The 15,436-nt window shown below is 60.1% G+C and carries 11 protein-coding genes and 3 pseudogenes (1 of these 14 running past the window's edge); 7 read left to right on the plus strand and 7 right to left on the minus strand.

What is annotated here, in order from left to right:
- The 3 genes in view from R1Z03_RS24160 to R1Z03_RS24170 are tightly spaced (at most 20 nt apart) and all read right to left on the minus strand, a layout consistent with a single transcriptional unit that may run on beyond the window.
- Nucleotides 1–666, minus strand: the 5' portion of a protein-coding gene (locus R1Z03_RS24160) for a hypothetical protein (protein WP_317355958.1). 357 nt of this gene lie to the left of the window's left edge; only the first 666 of its 1,023 coding nucleotides appear in the window; its start codon is at nucleotides 664–666; its stop codon lies beyond the left edge, outside the window.
- Nucleotides 667–686: 20 nt separating this feature from the next.
- Nucleotides 687–1,436 (minus strand): hypothetical protein, encoded by a 750-nt coding sequence (locus R1Z03_RS24165; protein ID WP_317355959.1) that lies wholly within the window; start codon nucleotides 1,434–1,436, stop codon nucleotides 687–689.
- Nucleotides 1,424–2,149 carry an RHS repeat-associated core domain-containing protein gene (locus R1Z03_RS24170; RefSeq protein ID WP_372588202.1) on the minus strand — a complete coding sequence of 242 codons (726 nt, stop codon included), beginning with the start codon at nucleotides 2,147–2,149 and terminating at the stop codon, nucleotides 1,424–1,426. The genes R1Z03_RS24165 and R1Z03_RS24170 overlap by 13 nt, the downstream gene beginning before the upstream one ends.
- A 23-nt stretch (nucleotides 2,150–2,172) precedes the next feature.
- Between R1Z03_RS24170 and R1Z03_RS24175 the strand changes: the two genes are divergently transcribed.
- The 4 genes from R1Z03_RS24175 to R1Z03_RS24190 all read left to right on the plus strand — a co-directional run bounded on the left by R1Z03_RS24175 (nucleotide 2,173) and on the right by R1Z03_RS24190 (nucleotide 5,676).
- A complete protein-coding gene (locus R1Z03_RS24175) occupies nucleotides 2,173–3,093 on the plus strand; it encodes an RHS repeat-associated core domain-containing protein (RefSeq protein WP_317355960.1) in 921 nt (306 codons plus the stop codon).
- Between the two features lie 7 nt (nucleotides 3,094–3,100).
- Entirely contained in the window at nucleotides 3,101–3,370 is a 270-nt protein-coding gene (locus tag R1Z03_RS24180) for a hypothetical protein (protein WP_317355961.1), read from the plus strand.
- A 403-nt stretch (nucleotides 3,371–3,773) separates the two neighbouring features.
- Nucleotides 3,774–3,929: a hypothetical protein gene (locus tag R1Z03_RS24185; RefSeq protein ID WP_317355962.1), complete on the plus strand. Its 156-nt coding sequence runs from the start codon at nucleotides 3,774–3,776 to the stop codon at nucleotides 3,927–3,929.
- Between the two features lie 139 nt (nucleotides 3,930–4,068).
- On the plus strand, nucleotides 4,069–5,676 hold the full coding sequence (locus tag R1Z03_RS24190) for a DUF6531 domain-containing protein (protein ID WP_317355963.1): 1,608 nt from the start codon (nucleotides 4,069–4,071) through the stop codon (nucleotides 5,674–5,676).
- A 569-nt stretch (nucleotides 5,677–6,245) separates the two neighbouring features.
- Here R1Z03_RS24190 and R1Z03_RS24195 read toward each other — a convergent pair.
- From R1Z03_RS24195 to R1Z03_RS24205, 3 genes are read right to left on the minus strand one after another with little or no spacing between them, the layout of a single operon-like run.
- Nucleotides 6,246–6,497: a hypothetical protein gene (locus R1Z03_RS24195; protein ID WP_317355964.1), complete on the minus strand. Its 252-nt coding sequence runs from the start codon at nucleotides 6,495–6,497 to the stop codon at nucleotides 6,246–6,248.
- Entirely contained in the window at nucleotides 6,494–7,372 is an 879-nt protein-coding gene (locus tag R1Z03_RS24200; RefSeq protein WP_317355965.1) for an RHS repeat-associated core domain-containing protein, read from the minus strand. The genes R1Z03_RS24195 and R1Z03_RS24200 overlap by 4 nt, the downstream gene beginning before the upstream one ends.
- Entirely contained in the window at nucleotides 7,270–9,096 is a 1,827-nt protein-coding gene (locus tag R1Z03_RS24205) for a condensation domain-containing protein (protein WP_317355966.1), read from the minus strand. Before R1Z03_RS24205 ends, R1Z03_RS24200 begins: the two co-directional genes overlap by 103 nt.
- Nucleotides 9,097–9,388: 292 nt before the next feature.
- On the opposite strand from R1Z03_RS24205, the pseudogene R1Z03_RS24210 reads away from it, so the two are divergent.
- Nucleotides 9,389–10,330: pseudogene (locus R1Z03_RS24210) on the plus strand (hypothetical protein); the annotation flags it as partial.
- Nucleotides 10,331–10,852: 522 nt separating this feature from the next.
- Here the strand turns inward: R1Z03_RS24210 and R1Z03_RS24215 are convergent.
- Nucleotides 10,853–12,571, minus strand: a pseudogene (locus tag R1Z03_RS24215) (RHS repeat protein); the annotation flags it as partial.
- Between R1Z03_RS24215 and R1Z03_RS24220 the strand changes: the two are divergent.
- Together R1Z03_RS24220 and R1Z03_RS24225 are read left to right on the plus strand one after the other, a co-directional pair.
- Nucleotides 12,512–14,077, plus strand: a pseudogene (locus R1Z03_RS24220) (type VI secretion system Vgr family protein); the annotation flags it as partial. The pseudogenes R1Z03_RS24215 and R1Z03_RS24220 overlap by 60 nt on opposite strands.
- Before the next feature lie 63 nt (nucleotides 14,078–14,140).
- Nucleotides 14,141–15,417, plus strand: a protein-coding gene (locus R1Z03_RS24225) for an IS3 family transposase (protein ID WP_317355967.1) whose coding sequence is annotated in 2 segments (ribosomal slippage) — nucleotides 14,141–14,471 and nucleotides 14,471–15,417 — 1,278 coding nt in all. Because the reading frame shifts where the segments join, the coding sequence is not laid out codon by codon here.
- Nucleotides 15,418–15,436 lie beyond the last annotated feature (19 nt).

A 15,436-nucleotide genomic window follows, 5' to 3' on the forward strand; every position in this document is an offset into this window, starting at 1 on the left:
TGCTGTGTGCTTTGCGTACTGCCTTTCTGCATGATTTCTTATCGGTTTTGTTGAAAACAAAATCGCTAACTTTTTGCTAAATTTTAGTTTTTCAAAAGCAATATTGTTGTTTAAAGTAAAAATCAATGCAAATTCAAATGCTAAAGCAGTTAACGATAGCGCCAGTGCTACAAATGCTAATAGAGTTAAACTGGTCGCTGCGAAATGAGTCATTGGCACTGAATTAATGCTCAATCCTAGTAATTTATCTACCCATGAGCTTGCGTATCCTTTGGCTAAGTATAGAAGGCCGATGGGAATTGTTAATAAGGAGATTTTAAAGAAAGTGTCTTCCCAGAGTGCTTTTATATATGGAAGTTGAGCTAATAGAGAGAGGGTTAGGGCTGATACGAAAAATATATATATTGTTATAACTGTGAATATCCATATTATCGTATTTTGCTTGGAAATTGCGTTGTAGAGAATTAGGGCTGCGAGAAGGTGCAAGAATATCGTTGTCCATATTCTTGTAGTGCTTAGTGCATTAAGCTGATTTGTTAGAAGTCTCGAGGTTTTTCGGGCATATTTGGGTAAATTCCTTGATATCCATGCTGCGGCCAGTATGTTTGCGGAGATATATATAGCTACCACCGCCATGAGGATGGCCGTCGCTTTTATTGCAAGCATGGAGGATGATGTTGAGCTATCTATTCGGAAATCTGTTTAGCTATCAATATGTGTTTTTTTTCTAAATGCTGCCTAAGTTCTTTTTTCTCTTGTTTGTTTAATGTGAGCATGTGAAAAATAGAATCCAGATATTTTAATGAGGAGGTCTTTTTTAAACTTTCACTTAGTTCGCTGCTTATGCTTTTGAAAAATTTTTCCGAAAAAATGTTTACATCAAAGACATCTCTTATTTTATGGGCTTCTACATCGAATGGACTATTTTTCAACCATCGACTAATTTCTTCTGCAACTTCGAATTCTGTGATGTCGTGTTTGTCGTCTTCGCAAAAAACGCCAACTGCATAGCCTTGGCCAAAAGCAAGTGTTTCGTGATAAGCGTAGCAGTAATCTAAATTTACTTTTTTATCGGTCAGGATTTTTAATATTTCACCGCTCCAGTCTTTAATATCGATTTCTTTTGATTTTGCATCGCCAATGCACAGGGTTTTGCTCTCGTTGTCATGAAAGCACATAAAATCCCAATTTTCTGAGGGAATGTTTTGTTGGTCTGCGCTTACGGCGAGAAATGAGTAGCTATGAAGATAGTCTGTTTCTTTATTTGAAACTTTGCTGGCTGATTTTATTTTTCCTGATTTTCCGGAGGTCATATTTATTTCAAGATCTTTTTTTCTAAAAAGTTCTTGGAATGCGTTCTTAACTGAGAGGATGTCTTTCTGGACGCTCACATTGTGAGCGACAAAAAAATTGGCATTTTTGATCATTTGCTGCATCGCTTTGTAGCTTGGTAATTGCCTGCTCTATTTCCAAGATCTTTCAATGTCTGATTTCCTTTGTCTTGGAGTTTCTTTAAATCGTCTGTGGGCGAGGGCACTTCGAAGATGTCAACTTTCCCATCCTTACGCAGCCCCGTAACATCCGGTCGTTTGCCAGGGTCAGTAGGCACTCCAGTAACAGTGCGAACCGCTAAGTCAATTCCCAACTTTACGTAGCGTCCGGTGGCTGCAAGCTTATCCGCTAATTGTTCAGACATGGATGCGTGATCTTTTCCTGAAGTAGTTTGTCCTTCTCCAAAAATTTCACATCCACAAACAACTCTACATTTGGGTTTTGGCCTAAGGCCCAGGGGATCAATCCATGAGAAAGGATTCGATGCATACATTTGCAAATGGCTGCCGCCATGCAAGCCAATAGGATCTTGGCTAGCAAATTTTCCTACTGCTGGATCGTAATATCGGTAGCGGTTGTAATGCAGCCCTGTTTCCTCATCGAACTGCTGACCTTGGAATCTGAAGGGTTGCTCAATGGGAGGAGGTGCGGATGAACGGGGACTTGCGCCCTCGCTCCAACCCACCCCCGGCCCGTTGCCCATGCGGCGTCGGACCGGCGCGTCATCGGTGCCGGTCCTCGCGACGGTCCGCAGCGTGGCCTCTCCCCACACCTTGTAATCCGCCGCCCAGGCGATGCGCCCTTGGGCATCCGTCAACTCCAGCGGCGCTCCGATCTGAAATGGACAGCACCGAAGTCATCTACCTGCCCACCGCGAACGGCCCGATGCCCATTGCCGCGCAGATCAACGGCAGGTTGTACGCCATCGATGCGGACCATCTGAACACGCCCCGGCGCCTCACCAACACGCAGGGCCAGGTGGCGTGGCAATGGCTGATCACGGGGTTTGGAGAGGCGAACCCGACGACCGGGGCGACCGGCTACGCGCAGAGCGGGCAGGGGAGCAGCAACTACAGCGAAGCGATCCGGTTAGACCTGCGGTATCCGGGGCAGGTGTTCGATGAGGAGACCCAACTGAACTACAACCTGAACCGCTCCTATGACCCGCCTTCGGGGCGGTACTTCCAGGCCGACCCGATCGGGCTGGATGGGGGGTGGAATCGGTTTGGTTATGTGGGGGGCGATCCTCTGAACAGAGTTGATCCCACAGGACTGATCGATATTGGTCAAATGATTACGCAGCCGAATAGTTCGGTTGGGCGCCCCCGCTTTAGCTACAACCCGAATGATGTGCGTGGTGGTTTTGATACTGATGGTAGAAGCCTTGTTTTTAATCCCATCCATTACGACCCCAACACCGCATCAAAAATTTTGCTGCTTGGCGCATTCACCGTTGCTACAGGCCCAAGCGGCTCACTGTGCATTCCAGCTCGTGAAGCTTTGAAGGCAGAGGTTTTCGCTGCTCGTGCCGCACCTGAGTTGAAGGAAATTTTAGGTTGGGGCAATGGTCTTCCTGGCGTACAAGCTGCTCAAGCAGGGCTCAATGCGAGTACGTTAGCGCGAATTCAAACAAGTATGAGCAGAGCTGAAATTGAAGCACTACGTGATTTCTATAACGCTGCCTCTGCTGCCGGACGTGGGGGGGCTGTTGCTCCAGCGCGTGCAGCGTACATGTCAGAAATTCTTCGTCATTTGAAATAGGGTACTTATGAAAAATCAGGTGCTAACGTTGCCGCTGCAAAACGAACGACTTGAGTCAATTAAAGTGGTATTGGAACCTCTTTCTGAGTATTTCATTATAAAACCTGGGCAGCATGTAGAAGTTCATGCCATCTTTGATGGCGATACGTCTCATTTGTCTTTCACGGTTGCGCCAAATGACTCATTTTTAACAATCTATGCTCCAGGCGAGATTGCAGGCTTTGTTGACTGTTATATGACCTGTAATGGCGTTCGATTACAGCCGGATGGGAATTAGCGTAAGTGCATGCAACAATCTTAGAGGGCCGCTCTACCTTTACGACGCCACAAGTGAATTTGGTACACCGATGCCTGCGGGTAAATTTACCTGCCAATAATATGAGCAACTAAAAAATGTCTGCTGAGGACTATCAAAAACTCAAGGTGTTCTTGGGTAAGTTTTTCGACTGGTACAACGCACGTCCTGATATGCCAGCTGAGATTCATACACTTTATGTGGCTGAAGGGATAGAGCGTCGGTCAATGAGAGATGCCAAGCGCGGTTTGCAAATGGCAATCAACGATACGGTTGAAGACACATCAAACTGGACACCTGATGCGATTGCTGCTGCCGATGCAAGATTCTCAGCCGCTGGCACTTTCACGTTGAGCGAAGTCAGGCGCCGCTATTCAAAAAATACTTGCAGATGCTCAAGCGCGGCCTGCTTCGTTCGGAGACCGAGTACTACTTGCTCAAAGGCGTTGCGGATGGTGGAGGCATTGAGCCAGGTGCTACGGAGGGACAGCAGATCGAAGCCATGCTCGCGGCATTTGAAGCCAAGATCATGAAAAACTGATTTGCTATTTATTTTGTAGCAAGATGCCGAGGTCTTTATTGGCGAGCGGCGGGTTTAGGTTAAAAAAATGCGTCATCGATTAACGATGTGAAGCTGACAGCAGGGCGAGCCCCCAACAAGATGAAAGCCAGAGGGAAAGATGCAGCGTTTGAATTTTTTTGAACAACCCCACCGCATCCAAGTGCACACATCGGGCTCCCTCCCCTCTTTGGTTTTCAGGCGTGTCATACAAGCCTTGTTGGTATTGGCATGTTGCTTGGCAGCTTGGCCTGCCAAGGCCGTGCTTTCCATGGAGGAGAAGGGGTACTTCGTTACCAATGGCCCACTGCCTGCCCAAGGTTCGTACTTCTATAGCCGCAAGGCTGGAGAGGCCATGGTGATGGCCCGGCATCAGTCCCCCGGTCTGGTCATCCAGGGGCAGGGCTGGGTGACTGATCTCATGAGCCCCGGCACTGGCGAAATCTTTCAGCTCTGTGTTCGTTCCGAACACCCCGCCAATCCCCAATGTCCGACGGGGCCGTGGCCCGGATGGGGCGCGAGTTACTCGTATGCCTGCACGCCAACCGTCAACTGCGTGACGATCTACAACTATTCCTGGCGGCCCCAGGGACAGGGATGCCCAATCAACAGCACGCCCACCGCGCAAGGCTGCGTGTGCAAGCCCGACTTCATCGAGGATGCTGCAAGCAATGCGTGTACCCCCGCCGTCCTAGAGCCTCCGCCGATGTGCAGCAGAGACAGCGGTATGCAGTTCGGCAATCCCATCATGCCTGCCAGTCAGGCCAAAATTCGCGTGGAAAACGACTGGACCGGGCAAGGTCCCCCAGCGCTTTCGTTCACGCGCACCTATCGCAGCAGTTGGGGCTCGGACCCCGACAGAGCCATTGGACCATTGGGCAAAGCGTGGGCGCATAACCACAGCATATCGCTGGTGCAAAGCGCTACCTTTGCGGGCCCGGCCGTCAGCATCACGACGGACGAAGGCTACCTTCGCACCTTTGTTCAGACCCCAGGCGTCGCCAGCTGGACCCGTGCTGAGAGCAGCGACACATTGACTGCCTTGACCGATGGGGGCTGGAGCTACGGGCGTGCGGAAGACAACGCCACGTTGACTTTCGACAGCACAGGCAAGCTCCTTTCTCTGACCGCACGCAATGGCTGGGCCACCCGTTATGCCTACGACACTGCGGGCCGGCTGACTTCCATCACAGATGCCTTCGGACAAATCCTGTCGATGGCGTACAACGGCACAGGCCAACTGGTTTCCGTGACCGCCCCAGGTTCACAGGTCATTGGATATGCCTACGACATCGGCGACCGCCTTTCCACCGTCACCTATCCAGACAACACCACGCGCTCGTTCCTCTACGAAAACAGCAGCTATCCCTATGCATTGACGGCCATCGTCGATGAGAAAGGGAATCGCTGGGGTAGCTTCGGCTACGACACCGCTGGCCGGGCCATCAGCACTGAGCTGGCAGGCGGTGTCGAGCGCTATCAGGTGAGCTACTCCACCGTCATCGGTGCTGCAGCCACTGTCACCGATCCCCTTGGTACGGTACGCAGTTATCAGTACGGCACCTCTCAGCGTAAGCTGGCAGTGACCAGTATGGACAAGCCCGATCCACTGGGCAAGCCCGATGCCGCGCAGCGGGTGCAGAACGCGCAAGGGCTGATCGACTCCGAGACGGCCCAGGTCAGTTGCGGCAGCAGCCGGCTGGCGGACAACTGGCCCGCCAGGGTGTAGCTGCGCTGCTCGGTCAGGCCGGGCGCGGGTCCGGCCGAGCTCTCCCGCGTGACGTTGCCCCGGACGTCGTTGGCATACGTGGTGGCCACGCCGGCGAAGTCCTGGGCGCCCTGCACGGTGCCCAGGACTTCGTAGGACAGCGAGGCCACATTGCCCAGGGCCTGCAATGCGATGAAGACGGCCCAGACGACCCTCATGAATCCTCCCGTTTGATGTGGGCCTGATACGAGGTCAAACAGGCCTCATGCCTTAGTGAATCATGTCAATGATGCTATTAAATAAATAGCAAAACAAGAGGGCTTGAGCGAAATTGCCTGCGAAGGGAAGGGCATGGGTTCAAGGGGTTGCGTTGGCTCCGAATCCATCAGAATTTCCTTTCGGCCAAAAGTGTTGAGGCTGCGAAAGTCATCTCCCATCATCCATGCAGTTCATAACCTCCATTTGTGCCGAAACGCTTTCTGAATTTTCAAGACCATTAATCAAGCCCTGCATAATTCTGCGACCTAATCCTTCTTTGGTTTCTGTTCAGCGGCATTTTTTGCCACTGACCGAATCGCACCTGCAACGAATTACTTTCGACCCGAATCGTCAACTATTTTTGCCGGATTCGCATGAACTGGACACAAGACTTTTCCCATAGCGTCAGAGCCCCAGCCTGCATCACGAGCCAAGCCAGCCATCTTTACAGACCACTTTTCCACAGGATCAGTTGCGGGCTCATCCAAACTTTTTTGAAATAGATTCAAGCATCCATCCGCTTGACAAGTTATTATTAATTCGGTAAATGCCAAATTTGCAATTGGATCATTTGATTTGGTCATGGCCTGAATGCTCCATTAATAATTTCTCGTAATTGCTGTCTAGCAGCCGGCGTCAGAGCGTCAAATCTATCAAGTCGATCAATAGCGCCTAAACCAACGTCTCTAATATGAGCGGCCTGCGCGGGTGTCCCCGCATTACGTATTTTTCCAGCAAAAGATTCAGCAACCGCTCGAAGTTGAGCGCCCGCTTCAAGCGGAAATGCCGAGCCTCCTGATCTCACAATCTGTTCGATTTCTCGAATTACGACTGGGTCAATCTTTGCGGCGGCGCCCGGCAGTACTCCCTTGATAACCCCAGGGCCAATACAAATATTCGTCCCACCTCTGCTGGAAATACACCCCCCATCATCCACCCGTGGCTGCTGAAACATCGGCGAGCAACTTGACCCGTTGTCCAGCAACGGAGAGTCTCCATACCCTCCACCCGGCATCACGCTCGCCAATCCAGAAGGATCGACGAGATTCGTTGGCGTGCCACCTGCATAGAGGTAGCGGTTCCACCCCCCATTCAGCCCGATCGGATCGGCCTGGATGTACCGCCCTCCCTCCCGGTCGTAGTACCGGTTCAGGTTGTACGCCAGTCCCGTCTCTTCATCCCACACCTGCCCCGGATACCGCAGGTCGAACTTCACCGCCTCTGAATAGTTGGCGCTGCCTTGCCCACTCTGCGCGTAGCCCGTGGCGCCGGTCGTCGGGTTGGCCTCTCCAAACCCCGTGATCAGCCATTGCCACACCACCTGGCCCTGCGTGTTGGTCAGGCGCCGTGGCGTGTTCAGGTGGTCCGCATCGATGGCATATAGCCGCCCATTGATCTGCGCCGCCACCGGCATCGGCCCGCTGGCCGTGGGCAGGTAGATGACCTCCGTGCTGTCCATTCCGCCAGCGCCTGCAAGAGCGCCATGTAGTGCTCCCCCATCCGCTCCATCGTCCCAGAATCGAACAGCTCCGAGGCATAGATGAACTGGGCGCACACCTGTCCATCCGCTTCCTCCGTGGTGCTGAGCGTCAACTCGAATTGCGCCGCACCATCCGGCAAAGGCTGGCTCTTGAGTACCAGGTCCGGCAGATCCCGCAAGGAGGACAGGCCATTGCGCTGGTGATTGAAAAGCACTTGGAACAGGGGGCTGACGCCGAGGCTGCGATCAGGCTGCAAGGCTTCCACCAATTGCTCGAAGGGCAGATCCTGGTGCGCCTGCGCACCCTGTGCCGCCTGCCTGGCGGCGGCCAGCACTTCGCCAAGCGGCGTGCGACCGTCGAACTGCCCGCGCAGCACCTGTGTATTCACGAAGAATCCGATCAGGCCCTGGGTCTCCACCCGGTCGCGGTTGGCAATGGGCACCCCCACGCGGATGTCGTGCAGGCCTGTGTAGCGATGCAGAAGTGCCTGGAAACCCGCAAGCAGTGCAACGAACAAAGTGGCGTCCTGCGAACGCACCCGACGCTGCAGGGCGCTAACGAGTTCCTTGGGAAGCTCGATTTCCCACAGCGCCGATCGGTATTGGCCCTCCGTGCGCCGACCGTGATCGGTGGGCAGTTGCAACACGGGATGCTCGTCGCCCAACTGCTTTGTCCAATAGGCGAGCTGCCGGTCTTTCTCACCGGCCTCCAGCCACTGCCTTTGCCAAGCCGCATAGTCGGCATACTGGATGGGCAGGGGCGCCAGCGCAAGGGACCGGCCCAATAACCGCTCCCGGTACCGGGCCACGAATTCCTCCACGAGCACCTGCATGGACCAGCCGTCGGAGACGATATGGTGCATGACCACCACAAGCCAATGCTCGCGCTCGCCGAGGCGGATCAGCCCGACCCGCAGCAACGGCCCCGCGCTGAGATCGAAGGGCGTTTGGCTGATGCGCCGGGCCGCCTGTTGTGCACGGTAGGGCCGATCTGCCAGTGCCACCGTGCGCAGATCCGCCACGTCCAGAGCGAAGCGGGAATGTGCCTGAATCACCTGCTCGGCCGTGCCGTCAAGGCGCGGGCGGAACACGGTGCGCAAGGCCTCGTGCCGCTCGATCAGATCGGTGAAGCTGGCATGGAGGGCCTCGCTGTCCAGCGCGCCCTGCAAATGCAAGGCCCCGCTGATGTGGTACGCCGTGCTTTGTGGATCCAGCTGCCACAGGAACCATTGCCGCAACTGCGCATGCGACAGGGCAAGGGGACCGACACGCTCTGCAGCGCTCAGTGCCGTGATGGGCGGCCCTGAAGGGTCCGCCGAAGGGGTTTCGGCCTGGGTCGCGGCAATCGCCTGGGCAAGGGCTGCCAACCGCTGGTGCTCGAACACTTGCCGCGGCCCCAGTGGCAGGCCCCGCGCACGGGCCTGGGCGCACACCTTGAGGCTCAGGATCGAATCCCCGCCCAGCTCGAAGAAATGGTCATTGCGCCCCACGCGCTCCAGCCCCAGCACCTCGGCCCAGATCTGCGCCAGAGCCCCTTCGATCTCCCCCTGCGGCGCCTCGTACCCCGAACCCCCTCCGAACTGCGCCTTCGGCAGCGCCTTCCTGTCCACCTTGCCGTTGGCGTTCAGCGGCAGCCCCGGCTGCACCACCACCGCCCCCGGCACCATGTAGTCCGGCAACGCCTTGCCCAGCCTCTCGCGCAAGCCCGATCCACTGGGCAAGCCCGATGCCGCGCAGCGGGTGCAGAACGCGCAAGGGCTGATCGACTCCGAGACGGACTTTCTCGGGAGCGTGACGACGTACCAATGGGATGCGGGCAGGCGCGTGCCGCTGAGCACCACGCAGGCCAGCGGCACGGCGCAGGCGCGCACGACCAGCACCGAATGGCACCCGCAGTGGCGCCTGCCGGTCAAGGTGACGGAGGCGGGCCGCGAGACGGCCTACACGTACGACGGCCAGGGCAACGCGCTCACGCAGACGGTCAAGGACACCTCGGTGAACCCGCCCGTCTCGCGCACCTGGGTCTGGACCTACCACCCCTCGGGCCTGGTCGCCAGCGAGACCGACCCGGGCGGCGCTGTGACCACCTACGCCTACGACAGCGCGGGCCACCTCACCCAGGCCACCAACGCGCTGGGCCAGAGCAGCCTGTACACCCACGACGCGGCCGGCCGGGTGCTCACCCACACCGCACCCACGGGCCTGGTGAGCAGCTACCAGTACGACGCGCGCGGGCGGCTCACACGGGCGCAGCGCGGCGACGAGGTCAGCAGCTACACCTACACCGCCAGCGGGCAACTGGCCAGCGCCAGCGTGGCCAGCGGCTACGCCACCAGCTACACCTACGACGCCGCGCAGCGCCTGACCGGCTGGAGTGACAACCGGGGGGCGAGCGCCAGCTACACCCTGGACGGCATGGGCAACCGGATCAATGAGAGCATCACCGATGCGCAAGGCCAGGCCGCATGGACGGTCGCGCGCACCATCAACAGCCTGAACCGGGTGGAGAGCGTCACCATCGGCTCGGCCGCGACCGGCACGGTCAGCACCAGCGGCTATGGCTACGACGCCAACGGCGAACTCATCCGCAGCACCGAGATCGTTGGGGGCGCCAGCCGCAGCACCACCCTCGCGCTGGACGCGCTGCGGCGCGTGAAGACCCTCACCAACGCGCAGAACGCCAGCGCCGCGCTGGAATACAACGCCCAGGATGCCGTCACCAAAGCCACGGACTTCAAGAGCGTGGCCACCAGCTACACGCGGGATGCCCTGGGCAATGCCAGCCAGGAAGCCAGCGCCGACAGCGGCACGCTCACGCGCACCTACGACAGCCTGGGGCTGCCGCAAAGCCTCACCGACGCGCTGGGGCGTGCCACCGCCATCACGCGCGATGCGCTGGGCCGGCCCACGCAGATCGTGAGCAGCCTGGGCGACGCGAGCCGCACCACCGTGCTGCGCTACGACCTGCCCGGGCCCGAGTACAACGCCAGCGGCAGCCCGAGCGCCAGCGTGGGGTCCTTGAGCGAGATCCAGGACACGGGCGTCACCACGCGCTACCAGCGCGACGCGCAAGGGCGCATCACCGCGCGCACCCAGGTCCTGGCCAACGGCAGCAGCACCGTGGGCTACCAGTACGTGCCAGGCGGGACGGGCAGCGCAGGCAGTGCTGGCGCGGGGCAGATCGCCCGCATCACCTACCCCAGCGGTCGCCAGCTGGTGCACCAGTACGACGCCACCGGCCAGCTCACCGGGCTGCAGTGGAACGGCCAGCCGCTGGTCAGCGGCATCACCTGGAGCCCGCTGGGCCAGGCCACCGGCTGGCAATGGCCCGGGTTCGTGCAGACCCCCGGCAACCCCGCGCCGCTGGCCGAGCAGCGCAGCTACACCAGCGCGGGCCAGCTGGCCGCCAGCGCCCTCTCCCCACACCTTGTAATCCGCCGCCCAGGCGATGCGCCCTTGGGCATCCGTCAACTCCAGCGGCGCTCCGATCTGGTCGCACTGGTACCAGTAGGTGTGCCGGTTTTCTTCGGTGCCCTGGATGCTTGCCAACGGCACGAAGCTGTCGGGCTCGTACACGAACAGCGCGTCCTTGCCCCCACGCTGGCTGTGCACCATCAGATCGCCATCCCACAGGAAGTGCGTTGCGCCGAACGAGTCCGCCTTGGACACGCGCCGTCCCAGCGCGTCATAGGCATAGCGCGTGGTTTGCGTGACCCCATGGCGCGTGGTGCTGGCCTCGACCAGTTGGTGATCGGCATTCCAGCGCAGCTGGACCACCTCATGGTGCCCCGCTTTCTGATTGCCCCGCGTGCGCTTCGTCACATTGCCGTGCACGTCGTACTCGAAGTGCAGGTCCTGGTAGAAGCGCAGGCGGTTATCACCGACCACGCCCAGGCCGGCCCTGGCTTCGCTGCTGTGTTGCCGCCCGATCTGCGCCTCGCCGCCATCCAGCAGATTGCCCGCCGGATCGAAGGCGAACAGTTCGCGCGGCTGGTGGCTGCCAGCCCCGGGCAGGGCGGCCAGGATGCGGCCCGTGGGGTCGTAGCGGAAGTTCTGGCGGCCTCGCAGGGTGTCGCCCCGGGCCACCAGCTGGCCCGAGAGGTCGTAGGCGTAGGCCCGCTCCAGTACGGGCTGCGTAGCGATGTTGCCGCTGGTGCGATATCCGGCGCGGTGGTGGATCAGCCGCCCGGCCGGGTCGTACTCGTACTGGCTGGATGCGGCCCCCTGGCTGCGCTCGACTTCGCGGTGCAGAGCGTCGCGCTCCATGTCAGCGATGACCTCGTGCGCGCCCTCCTGTCCTGGCTGGGCGATGTTGATCTGGTGCAGGTGGCCGGAGCCGTAGAACAGCCAGTTCAGCGTGCGCCCATCGGGCAGCAGCGTCTGCGTGCGGTTGCCCAGCGGGTCGTATTGGTGGCGCAAGCTGCGCTGCATGTCCTGACGGCCGGCCGGTGCTGCTCGGCCTATCCGCGCCGGCAGACCGGGGCCACCCTGGCCGATGAGCGTCTGTGTCTCGCTCAATAGCTGCCCCACCGGGTCGTAGGCGAAGGCCAGGTGGGCGGCGCCATTGTTCGCCTGGGTCAGCCGGCCCAGCGCGTCGTAGCGGTAGGTGGTCTCCTCGGGCGGGCCTTCGTCGCCATGGGCGCGCTTGGCCAGCAGCCGGCCCAGCGCGTCGCGCTCGAAGTGGGTGACCTTGCCCGGCCCGGCCTCGCTGCCGCCCGCCTCGATCAGGTGGGTCAATTCACTCGCGGCGTTGTACACGTAGCGCTGCCAGCGGCCGTCGAATCCGATCTCGTCGGTGAGCTGGTCGCGCAGGTTGTAGCGGAAGGTGGTCTGCGCGCGGTTCTCGTTATCGAGGGCGATCAGGCGGCCCGCGCGGTCGTAGTGGTAGGCCAGGGTGCGCCCGGCGGCATCCATGCGGGTCAGGGGCCGGCCTACGCCGTCGTAGGTGTAGCGCGTCGTGGCGCCCAGCGGATCGGTATAGGCCAGCAGGTGGCCTTCGCCGTTCCAGGTGTACTGGTGCAAGGCGGTGGCGCTGTCCGTGCCGGGCTCGGCCACATGGACGAGCCGGCCCGCGCTGTCGTAGGTGTAGCGCGTTGCCTGCCCCAGCGCATCGGTTTGGATGTGGATCTGCTGAGCGAGAGCAAGTCCCTCGACCCCAAGGCGTTGCTGGGCAAGCACGCCACGGTGGAGGTGGAGACCGAAGGCGGCGGCCGGCGCTACCTGGACGGCATCGTCACCCGCTTCGGCCTGCAAGGCGAAGACCACCGGTATTACTCTTATCGCCTGCGCCTGCAGCCCTGGCTGTGGCTGGCCACGCGCAAGAGCGACTTTCGGATCTTCCAGAACAAGACCGTTCCCGACATCATCGAAGAGGTGCTCGGCAAATACGGCCACCCCCTGCAAAAGCGGCTCACGCGGGCGTATCGCAGCTGGGACTACTGCGTGCAGTACGGCGAGACCGACTGCGCCTTCGTCTCGCGCCTGATGGAGCATGAGGGCATCTATTACTACCACCAGCACAGCGCCGGCCAGCACATCCTGACCCTGGCCGACGACATCGTCGCCTCGCACAGCCCGCTGCCTGGGGCCGCCGTCATCCCGTTCTACCCGCCCGAGAAGGCCGCCGTCGCCGACAAAGAGAACATCCACGCCTGGGAACTGCACCAGGCCATCCATTCCGGGCGGCACTACAACGACGACTACGACTTCAAGAAGCCGCGCGCGGACCTGTCCAACATGCGCCAGACCCCGCCGGGGCATGCGCACGACGCCCACGAAATCTACGAATGGCCGGGCGGCTACACCGAATTCGGCGATGGCGAAGCCTATGCCCGGGTGCGGCTGCAGGAAAGCCTCACCGGGCACAGCACCGTGCGGGGCCAGTCGCGCCACCGGGCGCTGGCCCCGGGCTACACCTTCACGCTGGAGAACTACCCGCGCGAGGACCAGAACCAGGCCTACCTGCTCACCGGCCTGGAATACCACTTCAAGGAAAACCCCCAGGTCAGCGCTGCCGCGCCGGGCCCCAAGGGCACGGCGCAGGAAGAAGGCTCGTTCCAGCGGTTCACCCTGCTGGCCCAGCCCACCAGCGTGCCCTACACCCCCGCGCGCACCACGCCGAAGCCCAGGACCACCGGCCCGCAGACCGCCGTGGTGGTCGGCCCGCCCGGCGAGGAGATCTGGCCCGACCAGTACGGGCGCGTCAAGGTGCAGTTCCACTGGGACCGGGTGGGCGCCATGAACGAGAACTCCAGCTGCTGGGTGCGGGTCTCCAGCAGCTGGGCCGGCTCCGGCTTCGGGGCCCTGTTCATCCCGCGCATCAACATGGAAGTCGTGGTCGACTTCCTCAATGGCGACCCGGACCACCCCCTCATCACCGGCTGCGTGTACAACGCCGACAACATGCCGCCGTGGGCGCTGCCGGCCAACGCCACGCAGTCGGGCATCAAGACCAAATCGAGCAAGGGCGGGGCCTTCGGTGACGGACTGAAGAACGGCGCGGGCGATGCCAACGCCATCCGCTTTGAGGACAAGGCCGGGGCCGAGCAGCTGTGGCTGCATGCGCAAAAGGACCAGCTCACCGAAGTGGAGAACGACGAGGACAAGTGGGTCGGCCGCGACCGGCGCAAGACCATCGACCGGGACGAGACCAACGTCATCCACCGCGACCGCACCGATGAGATAGCCCCCTGATTCCCCGGCCCCGTCCTGTCACTTATCTTTGGAGATAGGAACAGGACTGTGCATATGACTAGGCATACGGAGTCAGTAGAGGTAGTGGTGAAGGACCAGCGCCGCAGGCGCTGGTCCCTGGCTGAGAAAGCGGCCCTGGTGCGGCGCACCTACGAGCCAGGCATGAGCGTGTCGCTGGTGGCCCGCCAAGAAGGCGTTTCGGCGGGGCTGCTGTTCCAATGGCGCAGGCTCGAACGCCAGGGAGCGTTGACGGCCGTGTCTGCAGGTGAGGCGGTGGTGCCGGCATCGGAGCTGGCTGCTGCTCGCGCAGAGATCGCCAAACTCCAGCGCGTGCTCGGCAAGAAGACCCTGGAGAACGAAATTCTCAAGGAAGCCGTGGAGTACGCCGCGACAAAAAAGTGGATTGCGCGCTCGCCCTTGTTGCCCGGGGACGACCAGTGAAGACGGTCTGCCGGACGATGGGGCTAGCGCGCTCGCACGTGTGCGACCTGCTGGTGCGCGATGAAGACTGGACCGATGGCCGCAGGCACCGCACGCCCAGTGGGGATGCCGAACTGCTCGCCGAACTGCGCCAGGAGATTGCGCAGTTGCCCAGCTACGGCTACCGGCGTGCCTGTGCCTTGGTCAATCGCCAACGCGCTGCGCGGGGCGCGTCCAGGGTCAATGCCAAGCGCGTTTGCCGCGTGATGGCAGAAGCCGGCCTGCTGCTGCCCAAGGCACCACGCCGACGCCAGTCCGCACGCCCCCACGAGGGCCGTGTGGCGGTCTCGCGCAGCGACTTGCGGTGGTGCTCCGACGGCTTGGAAATCAAGTGTGACTCCGGCCAGACCGTGACGGCCACCTTCACGAAGGACTGCTGCGACCGTGAGGTCATGGCCTGGCGGGCCTGGGAAGGCAAGGGGCTGCCCGGCGAGCCGGTGCGCGAGATGCTCATCGAAGCCGTCGAGCGTCGCTTCGGCGCGGTGGAGGCGGTGCCGGCAGGCCAGCAGTTGGAGTTCCTCAGCGACAACGGCGGGGCCTACATTGCCGCCGAAACAAGGGCGCTGGCACGCGCGTTGGGCCTGAAACCCATCCACACGCCCGTCTGCAGCCCGCAGAGCAATGGCATCGCCGAGAGCTTCGTCAACACCTTCAAACGAGACTACGTGGCCCGCATGAACCTGCGAGACGCTCGGACGGTGCTGGCACAGCTACCAGCAGCCTTCGAGCACTTTAACGAGGTGCACCCGCATTCGTCGCTGAAAATGCATTCACCTCGTGAATTCAGGCGTCAGCAGGCCGCCCGCGTGCGACTGGAGCCATCGGTGGATCAGGCGCTTTATTGCGAATAGGACGGGGCCGGGAATACGG

The sequence above is a fragment of the Acidovorax sp. BLS4 genome (assembly GCF_032929295.1).
Classification (GTDB): Bacteria; Pseudomonadota; Gammaproteobacteria; order Burkholderiales; family Burkholderiaceae_C; genus Paracidovorax.